General features: G+C 60.9%; 19 protein-coding genes and 1 pseudogene. 13 read left to right on the forward strand and 7 right to left on the reverse strand.

Annotated features, from left to right (window positions below; translation table 11 throughout):
- Positions 1–58: 58 nt before the first annotated feature.
- On the reverse strand, positions 59–2188 hold the full coding sequence (locus ABIB73_RS06775; RefSeq protein WP_354222278.1) for an acetate--CoA ligase family protein: 2130 nt from the start codon (positions 2186–2188) through the stop codon (positions 59–61).
- Positions 2189–2535: 347 nt separating this feature from the next.
- On the opposite strand from ABIB73_RS06775, the gene ABIB73_RS06780 reads away from it, so the two are divergent.
- The 3 genes from ABIB73_RS06780 to frc all read left to right on the forward strand — a co-directional run bounded on the left by ABIB73_RS06780 (position 2536) and on the right by frc (position 6379).
- Positions 2536–3228: a GntR family transcriptional regulator gene (locus tag ABIB73_RS06780; protein ID WP_354222585.1), complete on the forward strand. Its 693-nt coding sequence runs from the start codon at positions 2536–2538 to the stop codon at positions 3226–3228.
- Positions 3229–3303: 75 nt separating this feature from the next.
- Positions 3304–5037, forward strand: coding sequence for an oxalyl-CoA decarboxylase (gene oxc / locus ABIB73_RS06785; protein WP_354222280.1), 1734 nt, complete (start codon positions 3304–3306; stop codon positions 5035–5037).
- Between the two features lie 64 nt (positions 5038–5101).
- Positions 5102–6379, forward strand: coding sequence for a formyl-CoA transferase (gene frc / locus ABIB73_RS06790; RefSeq protein ID WP_354222282.1), 1278 nt, complete (start codon positions 5102–5104; stop codon positions 6377–6379).
- Between the two features lie 284 nt (positions 6380–6663).
- Here the strand turns inward: frc and ABIB73_RS06795 are convergent, their stop codons facing one another.
- On the reverse strand, positions 6664–7089 hold the full coding sequence (locus ABIB73_RS06795) for a very short patch repair endonuclease (RefSeq protein ID WP_354222283.1): 426 nt from the start codon (positions 7087–7089) through the stop codon (positions 6664–6666).
- Between the two features lie 80 nt (positions 7090–7169).
- On the opposite strand from ABIB73_RS06795, the gene ABIB73_RS06800 reads away from it, so the two are divergent.
- From ABIB73_RS06800 to ABIB73_RS06825, 6 genes and pseudogenes are all read left to right on the forward strand, one after another.
- Positions 7170–8117 (forward strand): DNA cytosine methyltransferase, encoded by a 948-nt coding sequence (locus ABIB73_RS06800; RefSeq protein WP_354222285.1) that lies wholly within the window; start codon positions 7170–7172, stop codon positions 8115–8117.
- A gap of 2 nt (positions 8118–8119) precedes the next feature.
- Positions 8120–10228, forward strand: coding sequence for an ATP-binding protein (locus ABIB73_RS06805; RefSeq protein ID WP_354222286.1), 2109 nt, complete (start codon positions 8120–8122; stop codon positions 10226–10228).
- Positions 10225–11622, forward strand: coding sequence for a hypothetical protein (locus tag ABIB73_RS06810; RefSeq protein WP_354222288.1), 1398 nt, complete (start codon positions 10225–10227; stop codon positions 11620–11622). The genes ABIB73_RS06805 and ABIB73_RS06810 overlap by 4 nt, the downstream gene beginning before the upstream one ends.
- Positions 11623–11654: 32 nt before the next feature.
- Positions 11655–11972 (forward strand): hypothetical protein, encoded by a 318-nt coding sequence (locus ABIB73_RS06815; RefSeq protein WP_354222290.1) that lies wholly within the window; start codon positions 11655–11657, stop codon positions 11970–11972.
- Positions 11973–11979: 7 nt separating this feature from the next.
- Positions 11980–12261, forward strand: a pseudogene (locus tag ABIB73_RS06820) (CoA transferase); the annotation flags it as partial.
- A 366-nt stretch (positions 12262–12627) separates the two neighbouring features.
- On the forward strand, positions 12628–12810 hold the full coding sequence (locus ABIB73_RS06825; protein WP_354222292.1) for a hypothetical protein: 183 nt from the start codon (positions 12628–12630) through the stop codon (positions 12808–12810).
- Between the two features lie 90 nt (positions 12811–12900).
- Here the strand turns inward: ABIB73_RS06825 and ABIB73_RS06830 are convergent, their stop codons facing one another.
- The 4 genes from ABIB73_RS06830 to ABIB73_RS06845 all read right to left on the reverse strand — a co-directional run bounded on the left by ABIB73_RS06830 (position 12901) and on the right by ABIB73_RS06845 (position 14959).
- On the reverse strand, positions 12901–13125 hold the full coding sequence (locus ABIB73_RS06830; RefSeq protein WP_354222294.1) for a hypothetical protein: 225 nt from the start codon (positions 13123–13125) through the stop codon (positions 12901–12903).
- Between the two features lie 54 nt (positions 13126–13179).
- Complete coding sequence (locus ABIB73_RS06835) at positions 13180–13422, reverse strand: transcriptional regulator (RefSeq protein ID WP_354222296.1); 243 nt, start codon at positions 13420–13422, stop codon at positions 13180–13182.
- A 98-nt stretch (positions 13423–13520) separates the two neighbouring features.
- Positions 13521–13730, reverse strand: a complete 210-nt coding sequence (locus ABIB73_RS06840; RefSeq protein ID WP_354222298.1) for a cold-shock protein — start codon at positions 13728–13730, stop codon at positions 13521–13523.
- Between the two features lie 257 nt (positions 13731–13987).
- Positions 13988–14959, reverse strand: a complete 972-nt coding sequence (locus tag ABIB73_RS06845) for a phytanoyl-CoA dioxygenase family protein (RefSeq protein WP_354222300.1) — start codon at positions 14957–14959, stop codon at positions 13988–13990.
- Positions 14960–15245: 286 nt separating this feature from the next.
- Between ABIB73_RS06845 and ABIB73_RS06850 the strand changes: the two genes are divergently transcribed.
- Together ABIB73_RS06850 and ABIB73_RS06855 are read left to right on the forward strand one after the other, a co-directional pair.
- Complete coding sequence (locus ABIB73_RS06850) at positions 15246–15935, forward strand: hypothetical protein (RefSeq protein ID WP_354222302.1); 690 nt, start codon at positions 15246–15248, stop codon at positions 15933–15935.
- A gap of 155 nt (positions 15936–16090) precedes the next feature.
- Entirely contained in the window at positions 16091–16534 is a 444-nt protein-coding gene (locus tag ABIB73_RS06855; protein WP_354222304.1) for an SRPBCC family protein, read from the forward strand.
- A 32-nt stretch (positions 16535–16566) separates the two neighbouring features.
- On the opposite strand, the gene ABIB73_RS06860 is transcribed toward ABIB73_RS06855, so the two are convergent.
- Positions 16567–17898, reverse strand: coding sequence for an Hsp70 family protein (locus ABIB73_RS06860; protein ID WP_354222306.1), 1332 nt, complete (start codon positions 17896–17898; stop codon positions 16567–16569).
- A gap of 279 nt (positions 17899–18177) precedes the next feature.
- Here ABIB73_RS06860 and ABIB73_RS06865 point away from each other — a divergent pair, with 279 nt between their 5' ends.
- The gene (locus ABIB73_RS06865) at positions 18178–18315 is read left to right on the forward strand and encodes a hypothetical protein (protein WP_354222308.1); all 138 of its coding nucleotides are present in this window, start codon (positions 18178–18180) and stop codon (positions 18313–18315) included.
- Between the two features lie 237 nt (positions 18316–18552).
- The gene (oxlT, locus tag ABIB73_RS06870; protein WP_354222309.1) at positions 18553–19842 is read left to right on the forward strand and encodes an oxalate/formate MFS antiporter; all 1290 of its coding nucleotides are present in this window, start codon (positions 18553–18555) and stop codon (positions 19840–19842) included.
- Positions 19843–20015: the final 173 nt, after the last annotated feature.

A 20015-nucleotide genomic window follows, 5' to 3' on the forward strand; every position in this document is an offset into this window, starting at 1 on the left:
GCTTTGCTCGAATTCGGCCTCTCCCCGCAAGCGGGGAGAGGCGAACGTTGTCGCCAGCTCAGAGCAGCCCTGCTCCGCGCGCCCATTTGTACTTGGCGCCGAGCACCTCGACCGGCAGCTCGGTCGAATAGGCATAGGCCGGAATGCCGTTCTGGTAGAGATATTCGGCGGCTTCCTCGACCTCGACGTCGCCGGCGAGCGAGGCGACGATCGGTTTCACGAAGCCCTTCGCCTCCATCTCCTTCTTCACCTCGACCATGTTGCGGGCGAACACCATCGGCGGCGTGACGATGGTGTGCCAGTAGCCGAGGATCAACGAATGGATCCGCTCGTCCGACAGGCCGAGCTTCACCGTGTTGACGTAGGTGATCGGCGGCTCGCCACCGGTGATATCCACAGGATTTCCGGCCGCTCCGAACGGCGGGATGAACTTGCGGAAGGCAGCATCCAGATCCGGCGGCATCGACATCAGCGACAGGCCGTTGTCGACGCAGGAGTCCGACAGCAGCACGCCCGAGCCGCCGGCGCCGGTGATGATCAGCACGTTCTCGCCCTTCGGCGTTGGCAGCACCGGCACGCCGCGGGCGAATTCGAGCAATTGCCGCAAGCTGCGCGCACGGATCACGCCGGACTGCGCCAGGACATCCTCGTAGATCTTGTCATTGCCGGCGAGCGCGCCGGTATGGGACGAGGCTGCCTTGGCGCCGGCCGAAGTGCGGCCAGCCTTGAGCACGACGACAGGCTTCTTCTTGGAGACGCGCTTGGCGGCTTCCGCAAAGGCGCGGCCGTCCTTGAGATCCTCGCAGTGCTGCGCGATCAGATTGGTGTTCGGGTCCTGCTCGAAGAAGGCGAGCAGATCGTCCTCGTCGATATCAGACTTGTTGCCGAGGCCGACGATCGCCGACACACCCATCTTCGCCGAGCGCGAGAAGCCGATGATCGCCATGCCGATGCCGCCCGACTGCGATGACAGCGCCGCGTGGCCCTTGACGTCATAGGCCGTGCAGAACGTCGCGCAGAGATTGGCGGGCGTATAGTAGAAGCCGTAGATGTTCGGCCCCATCAGGCGGATGTCGTACTTCTTGCCGACCTCGACGATCTCGGCCTGGAGCTCCGGCGCGCCGGCTTCCGCGAAGCCGGACGGGATCAGAACGGCGCCCGGAATTTTCTTCTCGCCGCATTCGACGAGCGCACCGGCGACAAACTTCGCGGGGATCGCGAACACCGCGGTGTCGATCACGCCTGGCACGTCCTTGACGCTCTTGTAGGCCTTGTAGCCGAGAATCTCCGGCGCCTTCGGATGGATCGGATAGATCTCGCCCTTGTAGCCGCCATTGATGAGGTTCTTCATCACGGAGTTGCCGATCTTGCCGTCTTCGGCCGAGGCGCCGATCACGGCGACGCCTTTCGGCTGCATGATGCGGCTCATCGCCGCGACGATTTCCTCGGTCGGGCGCGGCTTCGGCTTGGGCTTGTAGGCGAAGTCGACGACGATGCGCACGTCGGCGGCGATCGCATCCTTGGCGGTCGCAAAGACAGGGTTGAGGTCGAGCTCGACCATCTCCGGGAAATCGGTGACGAGCTGCGACACCTTGACGATGACATCGGCGAGCGCCGTGCGGTTGACCGGCTCGCCGCCGCGCACGCCCTTCAAGATTTCATGTGCCTGGATGCCGTCGAGCATCGACAGCGCGTCTTCCTTGGTCGCAGGCGCGAGGCGGAAGGTGATGTCCTTCAAGACTTCGACCAGCACGCCGCCGAGGCCGAAGGCGACCAGCTTGCCGAACGAGCCGTCGGTGATCGAGCCGACGATGACTTCAGTGCCGCCGGCCAGCATCTGCTGCACCTGGACGCCCTCGATCTTGGCGTCGGCCTTGTACTTTCTGGCATTACCGAGAATGGTCTCGTAGGCCTTCTCGGCATCCTGCGCCGTCTTGAGGCCAACGATGACGCCGCCAGCCTCGGTCTTGTGGAGAATATCCGGCGAGACGATCTTCATCACCACCGGGAAGCCCATCGAGGAGGCCATCTTGCCGGCTTCGCCCGCCGACTTCGCGACGCCCTCCTTCGGCACCGGAATGCCGTAGGCATCGCAGACCAGCTTGCCTTCGGGGGCCGTCAGGCTGGTGCGGTTGTCCGCCTTGACCTGGTCAAGGACCTTGCGGACGGCGTCTTTGGAATTGGACATGTGGCTTCTCCCTTGACCTTCAGTTCTTGCTTTGCAAAGCGCGCGTGTTGCGGCTGCCCGTGATACTTGCCATCGCCGCGCTTTGTTCCGTGCCGCGGAACGGAGTGGCAGAAATGCCTGGACTACTCCGCCGGCTTGGATCAAAAATGGCTAGCGATGGCATTTGGTATGCCAGAAGCCAACTTGTCAAGCCGCGGCGGCGATTGGAACGCCGCAAAAAATAGGCAGCTTGACATTCTGGCATGTGGTATGCCAAAAACTTTCCGGTAATAATCCTGTAAAAGACGACTCCCCACTGGAGGAGAATCGTCGTGTCACTGCGGAAACCAACCAAGGCGTTGCCGAACATGGCCGAGGCAGACATCGCAATCGTTCGGATTGCCCCGGAGAGCAGCTTCAAGAACAAGGCGTATGACGCCTTGAAGGAAGCCATCCTCAAGATGGACATCTACTCGACACCCGAGCCGGTGATGCTGGACGAGCGCGCGCTGTCCGAACGCCTGGGCGTCAGCCGCACGCCGATCCGCGAAGCGATCGCGATGCTCGAGCAGGACGGTTTCGTGAAGACGGTGCCGCGCCGCGGCATCATGGTGGTGCGCAGGACCAAGAACGAAATCGTCGACATGATCCGCGCCTGGGCGGCGCTGGAGAGCATGGCTGCGCGCCTCATCACCACCACCGCGCGCAAGAAGGACATCACGGCGCTGCGCGACTACTTCAAGGACTTTGGCAAGGACCGCCTGCCCGAGGATCACGTCGAGGAATATTCGCGCGCCAACATCGCCTTCCACCAGGCGCTGATCTCGCTGTCGGAATCCGCCGTGCTGGTCGATCTCACCAACGACCTGCTGCTGCATGTGCGCGGCTACCGGCAACTGACGATCGGACGCAAGGACCGCACCGCGACCTCGCTGCCCGAGCATCTCGGCATGATCGAAGCCTTGGAGGCGCGCGATACCGACCTCGCCGAGAAGCGCGCCCGCGACCACACTCTTGGCCTTGCCGCTTATGTCGAAGCGCACGGTCAGGAACTCTTCTAGCAACGTTCACCAGAAGGGCGAAGCATTCGCCCCCCAAAGCCGAAACGGCACCTTGAGACCAGGGAGACAAGCCCCATGCTGAATACCGCGACCAAGTCCGAAGCACCGGGCACCGAGCAGGAATTGACGGATGGTTTTCATCTCGTCATCGACGCGCTCAAGCTGAACGGCATCAACACCATCTACAATGTGCCGGGCATCCCGATCACGGATCTGGGCCGCATGGCGCAGGCTGCCGGCATTCGCATGATCTCGTTCCGCCACGAGCAGAACGCCGGTTATGCGGCTGGCATCGCAGGCTTCCTCACCAAGAAGCCCGGCATCTGCCTCACGGTCTCCGCGCCCGGCTTCCTCAATGGTCTCACCGCGCTCGCGCACGCCACCACCAACTGCTACCCGATGATCCTGATCTCGGGCTCCTCGGAGCGCGAGATCGTCGACCTCCAGCAGGGCGACTATGAGGAAATGGACCAGCTCGCGATCGCCAAGCCGCTGTGCAAGGCGGCCTATCGCGTGCTGCACGCCCAGGACATCGGCATTGGTCTGGCCCGCGCGATCCGCGCCGCAGTCTCCGGCCGTCCCGGCGGCGTCTATCTCGACCTGCCGGCGAAGCTGTTCGGCCAGGTGATGAACGCCGACGCCGGTCAGAAGTCTCTGGTCAAGGTGATCGACGCCGCGCCTGCGCAGCTCCCCTCGCCCGCTTCGATCAAGCGCGCGCTTGATGTTTTGAAGAGCGCCAAACGTCCGCTGATCATCCTCGGCAAGGGCGCGGCTTACGCGCAGGCCGACGAGGAGATCAAGACCTTCGTCGAGAAGAGCGGCGTCCCGTTCCTGCCGATGAGCATGGCCAAGGGCCTTCTCTCGGACACGCATCCGCAGTGCGCCGGCGCGGCCCGCTCGACAGTCCTGAAAGAATCCGACGTCGTGCTGCTGATCGGCGCGCGGCTGAACTGGCTGCTCTCGCACGGCAAGGGCAAGAACTGGGGCGAAGCGCCCAAGAAGTTCATCCAGGTCGACATCGAGCCGAGGGAAATGGACTCCAACGTCGAGATCGTCGCGCCCGTCGTCGGCGACATCGGCTCGGTCGTCTCGGCCTTCAACCAGGCGATGGGCTCGGGCTGGACTGCTCCGCCGGCCGAATGGACCAAGGCGATCGTGTCCAAGCGCGAAGATAACGTCGCCAAGATGGCGCCGAAGCTGATGAACAACAAGTCGCCGATGGACTATCACGGCGCGCTCGGCGTGCTGAAGAACGTCATCAAGGAGTATCCCGAGGCGATCCTCGTCAACGAGGGCGCCAACACGCTCGACCTCGCTCGCGGCGTCATCGACATGTACAAGCCGCGCAAGCGTCTCGACGTCGGCACCTGGGGCGTGATGGGCATCGGCATGGGTCAGGCGATCGCCGCCACGCTCGAGACCGGCCATCCCGTGCTCGCGGTGGAAGGCGACAGCGCGTTCGGCTTCTCCGGCATGGAGGTCGAGACGATCTGCCGCTACAACCTTCCGATCTGCGTCGTCATTTTCAACAATGACGGCATCTATCGCGGCACCGACGTCAACAGCGTCAACGCCGATCCTGCGACGACGGTGTTCGTCAAGGGCGCGCGCTACGACAAGATGATGGAGGCCTTCGGCGGCGTCGGCGTGAACGCGACCTCGCCGGATGAACTGAAGCGCGCCGTCAACGAGGCGATGGCCTCGGGCAAGCCGACGCTGATCAACGCGGTGATCGATCCCGCCGCGGGCTCGGAGAGCGGCCGCATCGGCAACCTCAATCCGCAGAGCGTTCTGCAGAAGAAAAAGTAAGTCCTCCCCTTCAACCCTTTATTCCCTGCCGGGTGCAGGGGCAGACAGAGTACGGAGCAACACGATGACCAAAGCGCTCGAGGGCGTTCGCATTCTCGACTTCACCCACGTCCAGTCCGGGCCGACCTGCACGCAGTTGCTCGCATGGTTTGGCGCGGACGTGATCAAGGTGGAACGTCCGGGTGTCGGCGACATCACCCGCGGCCAGTTGCAGGACATCCCGAACGTGGACAGCCTGTACTTCACCATGCTGAACCACAACAAGCGCTCGATCACGCTCGACACCAAGAACCCGAAGGGCAAGGAAGTCCTGACCGAGTTGATCAAGAAGTGCGACGTGCTGGTCGAGAATTTCGGCCCCGGCGTGCTCGACCGCATGGGCTTCCCCTGGGAGAAGATCCAGGCGATCAACCCGAAGATGATCGTCGCCTCGATCAAGGGCTTTGGTCCCGGACCGTACGAGGACTGCAAGGTCTATGAGAACGTTGCGCAGTGCACGGGTGGTGCGGCTTCCACCACCGGCTTCCGCGACGGCCTGCCGCTCGTCACCGGCGCGCAGATCGGCGACAGCGGCACCGGCCTGCATCTCGCGCTAGGCATCGTCACCGCGCTCTATCACCGCACCCACTCCGGCAAGGGCCAGCGCGTTACCGCCGCGATGCAGGACGGTGTCCTGAATCTCGCGCGCGTAAAACTGCGTGACCAGCAGCGCCTCGCCCACGGCCCGCTTAGGGAATACAGCCAGTTCGGCGAAGGCATTCCGTTCGGCGACGCCGTGCCGCGCGCCGGCAACGATTCCGGCGGCGGCCAGCCCGGCCGCATCCTGAAGTGCAAGGGCTGGGAGACCGATCCCAACGCCTACATCTACTTCATCACCCAGGCTCCGGTCTGGGAGAAGATCTGCGACGTGATCGGCGAGCCGACCTGGAAGACCGATCCGAACTACGCCAAGCCCGCGGTTCGCCTGCCGCGCCTGAACGAGATCTTCGGCCGCATCGAGCAGTGGACGATGACGAAGACGAAGTTCGAGGCGATGGAGATCCTGAACAAGGATGACATCCCCTGCGGCCCGATCCTGTCGATGAAGGAGATCGCAGAAGACCAGTCGCTGCGCGCGACCGGCACCGTGGTCGAGGTCGATCACCCGACCCGCGGCAAGTACATCTCGGTCGGCAACCCGATCAAGCTGTCGGACTCCCCGAGCGACGTGGAGCGCTCTCCCCTGCTCGGCGAGCACACCGACGAAATCCTGCGCAGTGTGCTCGGCTTCAGCGATCACCAGGTCGCCGAGATCCACAAGTCCGGCGCACTCGATCCGCCGCAGAAGCAGGCCGCCGAGTAAGCGGATCCGGTTCAAGCCAAGACGAAAGGGCCGCCTGATCAGGCGGCCCTTTTTGCATGGGAAAAGCCGTGCGGTCGCAGGCCCAAACTAAAAACTGAAAAACAACCCCATGCACAGTAGCTAACTCATTGGCGGCAAAAGAATTTCGTATTTTACGAAATACCTTTGACGCGTCGGGCAAAACAGGGGTATGATGCCATCATTCGAAAGAGCGTCTTGCCCCACGCATTGCCGTTTAGTCGGCTCGCAGTAAATGTCGATAAACGATCCGAGACACCCTGATCTTACGTCCCGCGTTTACGTCGGCCTGACCTTCTCACGGCCAGCGCAACACGTCTGGCAACCCTAGCCGCGTCATCCTCAATCTCATGCTCCCAGAACCGCATGACCGTCCATCCGCCGGCCCTCAATACCGCATCTACTTTTTCATCTCGCGCCTTGTTCTTTGCCAGTTTAGTCGACCAGAAAGAACTATTCGTTTTGGGCTTTACACTGTGCTTAGGACATCCGTGCCAGAAGCATCCGTCGCAGAACACCGCTACACGGGCTCGGATGAACACGATGTCCGGACGCCCTGGTATCCTGACGTGCAGCCGATAGCGAAGATCGGCAGACCAGAGCGCTCGCCTGAGAACCATCTCGGGTTTCGTGTCTTTTCCACGTATCCGCGACATACAGTGGCTTCTTTGTCGCGGTGTCAAAACATCCATCGTCCGGCTCCATTATGGACCTGGTCAGACCGAATCGGACCTGGTAGCTTGGCCCCCGTTTTCATCGGCTGGGGCGGGGAATGACCAGGACACTCGACATTTTCAGTGGCGGCGGCGGGAGCAGTTATGGCGCGCGTAACGCCGGGGCCGAAATTGTCTGCGGCATTGATCTTTGTGAAGTGGCAACCGCCACTTATAAAGAGAATTTTCCCGTAGCCACCACCATCACAAAGGCCCTGGAAAACATCAACCCACGAAAGCTTCACGACTCCATTGGCGATATTGATCTGCTGCTGGCCTCGCCGGAATGCACCAACCACACCTGCGCTAAAGGCTCCGCGCCCCGGTCGGAGAAGAGTCGTGCTACCGCGATGCAGGCTTTGCGCTTTGCACGAGAGTTCAAGCCGCGCTGGCTGATCCTCGAAAACGTCGTCCACATGCGTCCCTGGTCCCGTTATGATGAACTAAAAGAGGCCTTGGAGGATCTGGGCTATCATCTGACGGAATTTGTCCTGGATGCTTCCGATTTTGGCGTGGCGCAAAGCCGCCGCCGCCTGTTTGTCGTCTGCGATCTCGAGGAACCGGTGACTGCGATCAAGCGGCCGCGCCGCAAGCGTAAGAGCGTCAACGACATCCTCGACCCGGACGGCACCTGGGGGACAACCGAGCTTTTCAGCCCAAAACGGGCGAAGCCGACTCTGGAGCGGGCCGAAAGGGCGTTTGCCGAAATGGGCAAACGTGCCAGCTTTTTGCTGGTCTACTATGGAACGGACGGCGGAGGCGGCTGGCAGCGCCTGGATCGCCCCTTACGCACCATCACGACCGTCGACCGTTTCGCCCTGGTTGAACCGGGCGATGACGGCCACCAGATGCGCATGCTACAGGTACCGGAATTGAAACGGGCCATGGGGTTCAAAACGGACTACGCGATGAACCACGGCACGCGACGGGAGAACATCAAAATACTCGGCAACGGTGTCTGTCCACCCGTGATGGAGGCGATTGTCGAAACGATAACCTCAGGATAACCATGGCCGTAGCGGCGCGAAAGAAATCCGGCAGCGAGAAACTGATTTTCAGAGTGCGACCGCGCCTGCTGACCCTGCTTGGCGACCAGCTTATCAAGGACGCCAATCTTGCGGTTTTTGAACTTGTGAAAAATGCGTATGACGCGGATGCAACCGTCTGCGACGTCACGCTTGAACATCCGACCGATCGGTTAAAGGCACGTATCACTGTCGAAGATGATGGTGTCGGGATGGACGAAGACACATTGCGGAATGTGTGGATGGTGATCGCCACTGATTTCCGTGCCGTGCAGCGCGACGATGAGAAACGGACAAAGAAATTCCACCGCTTCCCGTTAGGCGAAAAAGGTCTCGGGCGGCTTTCAGCGCATAAACTCGGGCACTCGATCCGCCTGATCACACGCAGGCGCGGCGGCGAAGAGCTTGTTCTTGATTTCAATTGGGACGCGATCGAGAGCGCGGCCGACCTGGAAAGCGCTGGCGTTGAGCTGGAGGTTCGTGAGCCCGAAACGTTCAAGGGCAACAATCATGGTACCCGCTTTGAAATAACACGGTTGCGAGAAACCTGGACCAGAGGCCAGGCGCGACGGCTTTATCGTGCCGTCAACAGCCTTTGTTCGCCGTTCCGGGGACCCGAAGATTTCGAGGTGCTGCTGTCAGTTCCCGGCCATGAGGACTGGCTCCAGAATCTATTCTCCGCCGAGGATGCCAATAAGTGCGCGCTCTATCATGTGCGGGGGGCATTCGAGGGGGCGACGGGAACATTCGACTACACGTTCACGCCACCGCCGGGCCATTCAAAGCAGCTCACGAAATCGACGGAAAAAGGCCAGAAAGTCGAGCTTCAGAAGAAGGTTGAGAACAGCAGAAAGAGCGAGGCGCTCGATCTTTCAAAGCACAAGATCGGCAAAGTGAATTTTGACTTCTGGCTCTTTGACCGCGACCCCGCGGTGCTCCGTGATGTGACGGATGACGTGAAGGGCCTCAAAGACTACCTGGATGAAAACGGCGGCATCCGGATTTATCGCGACGGCATCCGCGTCTACGACTTCGGAGAGCCCGGAAACGACTGGCTTAACCTCGACATCCGGCGTGTCAACACGCCAACCGCGCGCACCAGCAACAATCAGATTCTGGGTGCCTTGCGCCTCGACGCGACAAAAAGCGGAGACCTGCGGGAAAAGACAAACCGCGAAGGGTTCATCGAGAACGAAGCGTTCGAGGATTTCCGGGCCGCTGTGATCAGTATGCTCACACAGATCGAGGCCGAAAAAACCAAAGACCAGCGCAAACTTCGTGAAGTTCTCGGCAAGGGAACCGGCAAGCGCGTGTTTGAGAAGCTTGCGGAGGTCCGCGAGGTGCTGGAACGCAAGGGTGTCCTTGCGGAAGTTGAGCCGAAGCTGAAGGCCGCGGAAAAGGAAATGGAAATTTACCGCGACCAGCTTCTTCACGCTGCGGTCCCGGGCCTCACGATTGGGATGATGCTCCATGGTGCCGAGAAAATACTCGATGAACTGAGAGCGGCGACAAACCGAGCGGGCGCCGACCCCAATCGTATCCGGGAGCTGGTTGACCGTCTTTATCGCGCGATGCGGCCCGTCACCAATCTCCTGAAAAATCCCAATCCGGGGAAGACGTCGGCCAGCGCCCTTATCAAGGAGGCGATCTTCAGCGCCGAGATCAGGTTGCAGCGCCATCACATCACGCTGATCAACGGAATGGAAAAAAACTGCTCCGATTTCCCGGTGCGCGGCTCAAAACAGATGCTCGTCGCCTCGATCACCAACCTGATCGACAACAGCATCCATTGGCTGGAGACGAAGGACCCCAAGCAGAAATATCTCTACATCGGCACCACAGAGGATATTGAGGAAGGCCCCGCCATCGTCGTCGGCGACAATGGCCCAGGTTTCGGAAAAGATGACCCCGAGGATTTAATCGCGCCCTTCTTCACCCGCCGAGCTGGTGGTATGGGGCTTGGATTGTATATTGTCAGCGAAGTTATGCGCGTAAGCCGTGGACGCATTGTTTTTCCCAGCAAGGGCGACGTCGACATTCCCAACCAGATTGACGGAGCAGTCGTCGCCCTTCAATTTCTGGAAACATCATGATCAATCAACTCGCGTCGCCATCGGTTTGTGTCATTGACGACGAGCCGGATGACTACAACAGCATTTTGAATGCCCTTAATGAGCTTTACATAAGCGCGGTCTGGATTCCTGGAACGAGTCTGGAGCAGCTTCCGCCTCGACCGTTCACCCGACTTCAACTCGTGTTTCTCGACCTACATCTGACCAACAGCCTGGGGAAGGACGCTGCCTCTCATACTGCGAATGTTTTCAGGAACGTCGTATCTGCCGATACAGCGCCAATCGTCGTCGTCATTTGGAGCAAGTATGCCGATGACCCTGTGACGGAAGCAGGCGTTCCGCCGGACGAGCAGGAGACAGAGTCCGAATTGTTCAGGCGCACGTTGCTGGAGGCAGAACCCAAATTCAAAAACCGCCTGATCTTTCTGGAGATGGACAAACCGAAGAAGGAAGAGCGCCCCGCGGATTGGAACGAGCGGCTACGGCAGCAGATAGCCGCGACGCTTGGCAGCCAACCAGCCATCGGGCTGCTCTGGACCTGGGACGGGCTTGTCAAGGACGCGAACTCTGCCCTGATGGCAAGCCTGACCGACCTTGCGGAGGAAACAGCGGGCGGCGTAGATACCACACTGACCGACGATCACCTGAAAGAAGTACTTCAACGTCTCGCAAAGGCACAGGGCGAGTCCGACCTATCCGAAGCCACGGCGCCCGGGCACCTCGTCGCAATCCTTTCGCAGCTCTTGATGGACCAACTTGAACACGCAGGAGGCGGGAAGGCGCTTTCTGTCCATGGGTCTTGGCTCAGCGCCACGCCGACCGGCAAGACCAAAGCCAGCATCGCTGCGAAGATGAATGGCTTTCTCCTTACGGCTGGATGCACGGAGGGAGCGATTCCCTATCTACCCGGCACTGTCTATGTTGCAAAGGACATCGACTCCTTTCTGTCAGTATTTGGTTCTGATCGTGAGCATCTGGAAAAGACGTTCTGCAGCATCACCCGCAACAAAACCAATTCTGCGCAGATGGACGACTGGTACGCTGGCGTCCGGCCGGTCCTGCTTGAAATATCGCCTGTCTGCGATGTTGCGCAGAACAAGAGACGCAACGCACATCTTGTCGGAGGACTGGTTGTTCCGGCTGCAAGAATTGGCCAGATGAAGGTGGGTGGAGATGCGTGGACCATTCTTCCGCCGTCAGCGAAGACAACTCTTGCGCTGAGATGGCCTCTAGCCGGATTTGCGGGCGACGAGGTTAAATTGGTTTTCCATCATAGCCTAAAAGTCACGTTGAATGCTGCGGCAGAACGACAGTGGTTTTCGCCCTGGTTTAGATTGCGTGAACTGCCGACCACGGCAATCAGAAACCCGCACATGTCGCATGGTTCGCGCGTAGGTTATGTCTCGGTCGCGTGACCGCCCCTGGGTGGGATCGCACGGCCGGATGGGTGGCTGGACGGAATGCAAAGGAAGTTGCGAAGGCGCTCGACCTCGGAAACGGGGCTTTTGAATCGAAGCGCCCGATACTCATGGTCATTCCACGCTATGCCGCCCGGTTTACGCTGAACGACCGTCTTGATGACCGTGCCTCCTGGATCGCATGGCCCGAAGTTGCGCGCATGCGGATAGAGAAAAAGCAGGTCGTGGATCCCCTGGTGGAATTGGACCGCGAGTTCAGGGACGGCGGGCCTCTGGCACCGTATGACCCGCCAGAAGAGACCATTTATGAGCTCCGCGAACTCAAGGTGCGCCTGTCGGTGTTGTAGGTGTGCCCCCTGCGGCCCGATCCTGTCGATGAAGGAGATCGCAGAAGACCAGTCGCTGCGTGCGACCGGCACCGTGGTCGAGGTCGATCACCCGACCCGCGGCAAGTACATCTCGGTCGGCAACCCGATCAAGCTGTCGGACTCCCCGAGCGACGTGGAGCGCTCGCCCCTGCTCGGCGAGCACACCGACGAGATCCTGCGCAGCGTGCTCGGCTTCAGCGACCACCAGGTCGCCGAGATCCACAAGTCCGGCGCACTCGATCCGCCGCAGAAGCAGGCCGCCGAGTAAGCCGGTTCAGCAGAAGACACGAAAGGCCGCCGGTTTCGGCGGCCTTTTTGTTGGCACCAGGAGGGACTGCGTCCCGCAATCGGTACGCTTCCCACGCTGGACCAGCCAGCCTTAAATTAAAGATTTGTCTCGAGGAACCGATACGGTGGCCGGCCGTTATTCTGTCGACCGGTGTGCTCTCGGAAATGCGAGCATGCCGCCTTCACAGCGAGTGACTGAGCGCCTCGCAAAAGACCTGCCCCACGCTGAAGAATTGGCCGCCTTCCCATCCGGAGGGCGACAAGTCGATCCACGTCAGCCTGCGAGCGGGAGGCGTCGCGTCCGGCACTTGACGGGACCACGCTCGTTGATCAAATTGAGGTCGAAATGTTGAAAGATCAATCCTCTGATCGCGCCAAGCGTGAAGCCAACAAGGCGTTCAAGCCTGCCAAAACGCAGCAGCCGATGAATGACTACGCGAAGGACCAGCATTCCTTCAACGAGAATCGCGAGCGGCTGAAAGCCGAGCGATTGGCTCGCGAGGCCAAGGCGGGAGACCGCTCCGAATAGGAAGCGTTCAGCGCCCGGCTACGATCTCGCATTCGGGTGATTGAGGAGCGCGCCGAAAGCGCTGCATCGACATCGACGCCTGACCTCGACCTAGAGCATCGAGAGCACGACGATCCCGTCCTCGACGTCCCCCGAAGCCAGCTGCGCCCGCGCCATGCGCTCGAATTCGGTCCGGTTCTTGTGAAGATAGCTGAACGCCTGCTTCTGCGTCAGAAACGTCGTCGCGAGACGGCACATCTGTCTACCCGCGCCAAGCGCGAGAAAGAAGGTGATTGTGCCACCATTGTCCGACTTCACTCTAGGCACGACCCGCACTCTTTGGCATGTGATCGGTCCTCTCGGGATTGTCGTCGGCGCTCTTGAAGTCGACTATCGCGGCAGCTTCTTCTTGCGCTTGGTCAGGACAGGTGCCGGTAACGATGCTTGAAGAGTTGCGTCGGCCGCTTCCTTGGCTTGGCGCAGCTCTCGCAGCCGCGTCATGTTCTTGCGAACATCGACGGCCTGTCTTTCGGCATCCGCCATCGCCCGCGCGCCTTCTTCAGCGGCCAAGCGCTGACGGTTGGAACGCGCGATGCCTTCGGGTGACGGTTCGGCCGATCTCTTGGCGCTCATCTTTCACCCTGCTCCGCAACAGACAAAACCCGCTCAATCCAGGGATCGAGCGGGTCGCATGGCCGTTTCAGTACATCCGTGAAACGGCACCAGAGAACTCAAGCCAGCGAGAGATTCTCAGCGCTGACCTTGCCCCGCATCTTGTCGGTCTTGACCTCGAAATTGACCTTTTGGCCCTCAGCGAGACCCGCAAGACCGGCCCGCTCGACCGCGCTGATGTGAACGAACACATCGTTGCCGCCGTCGTCGGGTTGAATGAATCCAAAGCCTTTCTGGCCGTTGAACCACTTTACAGTACCTGTCGTCATTTTTCTTCTCCAAAGCGCACATGCGTGCATTCCACGTGACGCGCACGCAGAACCGTTTCAATTCGTCGATGTCTCTGGAAAAGGAGCCCGCGGGCGCATTCAACAAGGCACAGCGGCTGAACGAACAGCTCTAAGGTATACCTCATCACGGTCATTTGCAAGGCTTGGCCGGATCTAAATGCCCTGTGGCCCCGGCGGAACGTTTCTTGGGGACTCAAAGCCACGGCGCTTCGGCCGATCGAACTCAGCATTGATCCCTAGAACCGCGCGCATGGCACCATCCGGGCGAGCAGAGGTACGTTCGCGTGCCACAGCATGCAGTCGCGCGCCCGGGCGGTTTGGCCTTTAGCAAATTCGGAAAGCTGTTCACGCGAGAACAGATGCCGTTCGCAGAAGAACGGCCGAAGCGGCGCGTGAGAGAAGAAATTGTAGAAGAGTGCGCAGCGGTCGCGTGCGATCGCCGGGCGCCCGCGATGGTAGTGACTTGCGACATCCGCGAAGATCACCGTGCCGGCCCTGCCGGTGCAGGTTGTCACGTCGCCGCTGTCCAGCGTCGTGCCGAGCCTCTCCTCCAGCATTTCCTGCGTCAGGACCGGAAAATTGGCGCCGTCGAGCGTGTCGCTGCCGGGAAAGGAGCGGTGCAGGACTTCGAGCGGGCCGGTATCCATGTCGACATCATGCAGGTAGACGATCACTTTGACCATCCGCCGGTCCTCGACATCGCGATGCCATCTGCGTGCCGCCACCTGCCGGCCGTCGGCCAGGGTATAGAAGAAATTCAGCGTGTCGTATCCCGCAGGCAGGCCGAGATACGTCTCGACGATGTTGAGGATACGATCGTCAAGGGGCCAGCGGACGATATGCGGATGGCGCATCATATCCTCGGCGCCGACCTGCACGGTATATTCGCCGGCAAACTCGCCCTTTTTGGCGCGGAGCGCATAGGCATTCGCGATGTCGGTCGCCGATGTCCAAAGCGCGTCGGTGCCGGGCAGAGCCAGCTTTTCGAGCGACGTGATATAGACACCGTTCTTTTCGAGCCCGGCGACGATTTCCATGTCGAGAGGGGAGAGTTTGGGCAGGCGCGGCCTGTGGGCGGCTCGCGCCTTTTCGTAAGCCTTGTTCAATTTCCGACTGATCGCTGGCATTCCAAGCAATCTCGAGGCGGTCTCCGCTGGCAGGCTGCGGACCCGGCGCAAGGCCCGGTAACGCAGCGTCGTCTGCTTCATGTCGTAAGTCTCTTCGGTTATGATGGATGCACAGCGAGATCACCGTCGGCGCCAGACGGAGTCAGCAGGTAGCTAATCTCCAAGTTGAGCTAAAATTCGGCTTGAACGTTACGAAGTGTGAACGGAGCGCATCGAACGCCACTGCAAGCAAGAGAGGCAGATAGTGCCGCGTCCGAGCGCACGCCCATGTGCAGACCCGCGACGCCGGAAGTGTTGAGAACTATCGCGATCGTCTTTCGGTTCTCGACGGCGCTCCTGCAACGACTTGAAGAAGATCGAGGTCAGCATGTCATTGTTGGGCAAGGCAGCCGTCGCGATGTGGTGGAGCGTGCGCCCCGAGCAGCGCGCGGAGTTCGGCGACTGGCATTCGCGCGAGCATTTCCTGGAGCGGATGAGCATTCCCGGCTTCCGGCGTGGATCGCGGTGGACCAGCACGACAGATGCGGAAGGCTTCTTCGTACTGTACGAGCTGGAGCAGTACGACGTGTTCACGTCGCGGGGATATCTCGACCGGCTCAACGCCCCGACGCCGTGGTCGACCAAGATGATGCCGCATCATCTTGGCATGGTCCGCAGCCAGTGCCGGATCGCTGCGAGCTTTGGCGGCGGCGGCGCGACGTCGCTTGCGACCGTCAGGCTCTCGCCGGAAACCAGCCGGGAGACGGCCTTGCAGACCCACCTCTCCGAGACACTCCGCACACTGGCACAGCAACCGGGATTGACAGGCGCCCATCTGCTCCTGACCGACACGCCTCGGACGAACTCGCCCACCACGGAGCAGCAGATCCGCGGGGCCGACGGCGCCGCCGATTGGATCGTGTTGCTGTCCGGCTACGATCCTGACGTGGTCGAGCGCGTGACGGCCGACCAACTCTCGCCATCCGCGCTTGATGCCGCAGGCACGCGGGACAATCCGACGACAGGCCGCTACCGGCTGGCGTTCACGATGACGCCGCAGGATGTGGCGGAGGTGTAGTGGTTCCGGCCGGACGATCCGCCGCAGGCATTGCCAACAAAAAGCCGGCAAGAAAATCGAGATATCCTGTCGGAGCGGCAGCGTCTCGTTCGTCCTCGGGGCGTGAATGGGCAACAGACGCCAACGTCTGGCCCTTTAATTCATGAGGAAAGAGTATGCCCAGCACTGTACGCCTGCACCGCGTTCTGACGACCAGCCCGGAGAAAATCTACCGCGCCTTCCTTGAGGCGGACGCGCTGGCGAAATGGCTTCCGCCCAATGGCTTTACCTGCACCGTGCATCATCTGGAGCCCAAGGTCGGCGGCACTTTCAAAATGTCGTTCCGGAATTTCACGACCGGCAACAGCCACGCGTTCGGCGGCGAATATGTCGAGCTCGTCCCGGGCGAACGGCTGCGCTACACTGACAAGTTCGACGACCCCAATCTGCCCGGCGAAATTCAGGTGACCGTGACGCTGAAGAAAGTATCTGTCGGCACCGAGCTTGAGGTCACGCAGGCCGGCATACCGGACGTCATTCCACCTGAAGCCTGTTATCTCGGCTGGCAGGAATCGCTGCGAAACCTGGCAAGGCTCGTCGAGCCCGAGATCAACCAATAGCGCGAGGACAGGCGGTCGTGTGGCCGTTGGTGCTACGCGCCCGCACTCGACTTGAGCCCGCCGGCTGCGGCCCAGTGGTCGGGATCTGGACTGTGTCCAATCAAAGCGAGGCCGTAGGCGATCGATTCGAACTGGTCTCCCGACATCAGCCGTTCGTTGCCGAACCGCTCGGCGAACAGCCGCCGGACGGCGGGCACGAAGGAGGTCCCGCCGGTCAGGAACACCTTTTCCACCTCGCGCGCGGTAATGCGGGCCTCGCCCAGCACCTTGTCGACGGTGGCGCTGAGCCGGGCGACATCGTCGGCAATCCAGGCTTCGAAGTTTTTCCGTGTGAGGGTGGAGCGAATGTCGACCCCGCCGCCATTGAAGCGGAAGTCCACCTCATCCTGGCCCGACAGCGCGACCTTGGCGTCGGACACCGCGCGGTACAGCGAAAAGCCGAGGTCGAGGTCGACGATGGTGATGAAATCCTGAAGCAGGGCCGGCTTCAGCGCGGTGCGCGAAAGCTCCCGCAGCTCGCGCAGATCGCCGTTGCTCTTCATCAGCGCGAGTTGATGCCAGCGCGCGAGGTTGGTGTAGTGGCTGTTGGGGACCGGCAGCACCTTGTCGAATGAACGGAAGCTGGAGCCTTTGCCCAGGCGCGGCGAGACCACGTGGTCGACGATGCGGTAGTCGAACGTGTCACCCGCAATGCCGATGCCGGCGTGGCCGAGCGGCTCAGCGCGCAAAGCACCGCCCGCGCGCGAGAAACGCATCACCGAGAAATCGCTGGTGCCGCCGCCGAAATCGGCAACCAGCACGGTGGCATCGCGCTCCAGCCGGCGGGCGAAGGAGAACGCTGCCCCCACCGGCTCATAGACGTAGCGCGCATGGCCGGCGCCCAGGCGCTCGAACGCGGCCCGATAGCGCTCCATCGCGAGCGTCTCGTCGGGATTGCCACCGGCGAAGCGCACCGGGCGGCCGACCGTGATGTTCGCCGCCTCGAAGCCGAATTTGTCGCCGCCGTGCCGCGCCAGCGTCCGCAGGAACGCCGCCAAAATATCCTCGAACTTGTAGCGCTGCCGGAACACCTGGGTGGTGTTGAAGCTGCTGCTCGCAGCGAAGGTCTTGAATGACTGGAGGAAGCGGTAGATGTGGCGTCCTTCCAGAAACTGTTCGATCGCCCACGGGCCGCCTTCCGCCTGGGCTCCGGCTCCCGGCCAGTCCTCCCAGAAGCACAGGGCCGAGACGTAGACGCTGTGCCGTTGTCCGCCATGATCGAAGCGGATGGCCTCGACCCGGCGGTCGTCCGCCGCGATCGCGACGACCGTATTGCTGGTCCCAAAATCGATGCCGATCGAGACGGCGGGCGAGGCGCTCGACATGAACCACTCTGCGAGATGATTGGAAAAGGGGGCGAACCACTACCGGCTTCGCGGGCCCCTGCCAAGGCCCGATTGTGCACCGCGTCAATCAGATGATCCGGATTCAGCCGCTTTTGGGCGTCCTATGCTCAAATCGGTCCCTTTAACGAACCATTATGCTGCAATGCAGTAGACTGAATGCTGCTATGCAATGGAATGCATGGACAGTGGCATCTGGTATACATAGATTGCCCTTCGAAATGAGACAGCAACACTGACCGTCTCGAGAAAGGAATTCCGATGTCCAAGACCGCCTCCGTCGCGCTCACGCCCTCCCCCTCGCTGTTCGCCCGTTTCATGGCCGCGGTTGACCGCTTCCTGATGGCGAGCGCCGAGATCTCCAACCACAACGGCGACCTGCCCCGCTTCGGCCTGTAAGGGCTTAGCGCGTCGAATTGTCGCGCCAGTTGTAAAACCGGCGAATTCCTACTTTTGAAGAATGGCCCTGCTCAGCGGGGCCATTTCTATTTGGGAATCGGCTCATTCACGCAGCCCCGCGAACGAGGTTGCGTCATAAGCGCACAATGGGCCGCCGCCCGCTTGAAGCTTGGCATAATGAATACAAGAATGCCGCCAACGCTCGCTCAAAAAATCAGAAGCGCAATTGGAGGATTCATGACGGACATGGTGCAGGCAACAACGGCCCCTACAGCCGCACGCGTCAGCGACGCGTATCGCTGGGCGCAGTTGGCGATCGGCGTAGCGGCCATGGTGATGATCGCCAACTATCAATATGGCTGGACGTTCTTCGTCCCTGATATCCAGAAGACTTTTGGTTGGGATCGCGCTTCGATCCAGTGGGCCTTTACGCTGTTCGTTTTGTTCGAGACCTGGCTCGTGCCGGTCGAAGGATGGTTTGTCGATAAATACGGTCCGCGCATCGTCGTGTTCATCGGCGGCGTGCTCTGCGCCATCGGCTGGGCGATCAACGCGCAGGCGACCACGCTCAACGGCTACTATCTCGGCATGATCGTCGCGGGCATCGGCGCCGGCGGCGTCTACGGCACCTGCGTCGGCAACGCGCTGAAATGGTTTCCCGACAAGCGCGGCCTTGCCGCGGGCATCACGGCCGCGGGCTTCGGTGCGGGCTCAGCCCTCACCGTCGCGCCGATCCAGGCGATGATCAAGGACAGTGGATTCCAGACCACTTTCCTCTATTTCGGCCTGGGACAAGGCATCATCATCTGCATTCTCGCCTTTTTCCTGCTCGCGCCAAAGCCCGGGCAGGTGCCGAGCGTGGTGGCGAATGCCGCACTCGTGCAGACGCGGCGCAACTACCAGCCGACCGAGGTGCTGCGTCAGCCGATCTTCTGGTTGATGTACTTCATGTTCGTGATCGTCGGCGCCGGCGGCCTGATGGTGACGGCGAACCTGAAGCCGATCGCGGTCGACTGGAAGGTCGACGCCGTTCCAGTCACGCTGATCGGCATGACCATGACCGCGGTGACGTTCGCAGCCACCATCGACCGCGTGCTCAACGGCCTGACGCGTCCGTTCTTCGGCTGGATCTCCGACAATATCGGCCGCGAGAACACGATGTTCATCGCCTTCGGCATGGAAGGTTTTGGCATCTGGATGCTCTATCTCTGGGGCCAGGATCCGATCTGGTTCGTGATCCTGTCGGGCTTCGTGTTCTTTGCCTGGGGCGAGATCTACTCGTTGTTCCCCTCGACCTGCACCGATACGTTCGGCGCAAAGTTCGCGACCACCAATGCCGGCCTGCTCTACACCGCCAAGGGCACCGCCGCGCTTCTGGTGCCGCTGGCCAATTATGTGCAGCAGACCTCGGGCCATTGGGACAACGTGTTCATCCTCGCGGCCGGCGCCAACATCCTGGCCTCGCTGCTCGCATTGTTGGTGCTGAAACCCTGGCGCAAGGTCGTGGTCGCACAATCGACCATCTGACACGCGCCGCAGACTCGACCTCACGCATGACGCCCGGCCCTCGTGGCCGGGCGTTTTCGTTTTGCACGAAACCCCCATAATTCTCAAAATCAGAAGGGAACCCCGGACTTTCCTGAGCTCCCATCCAAGATAGGGCTTGCATTCTGGAATATGGTATACCAAGCTCGCCACCG

Origin of the sequence: Bradyrhizobium sp. F1.4.3, from assembly GCF_040548375.1 — a bacterium.
In the GTDB taxonomy this organism is placed as follows: Bacteria; Pseudomonadota; Alphaproteobacteria; order Rhizobiales; family Xanthobacteraceae; genus Bradyrhizobium.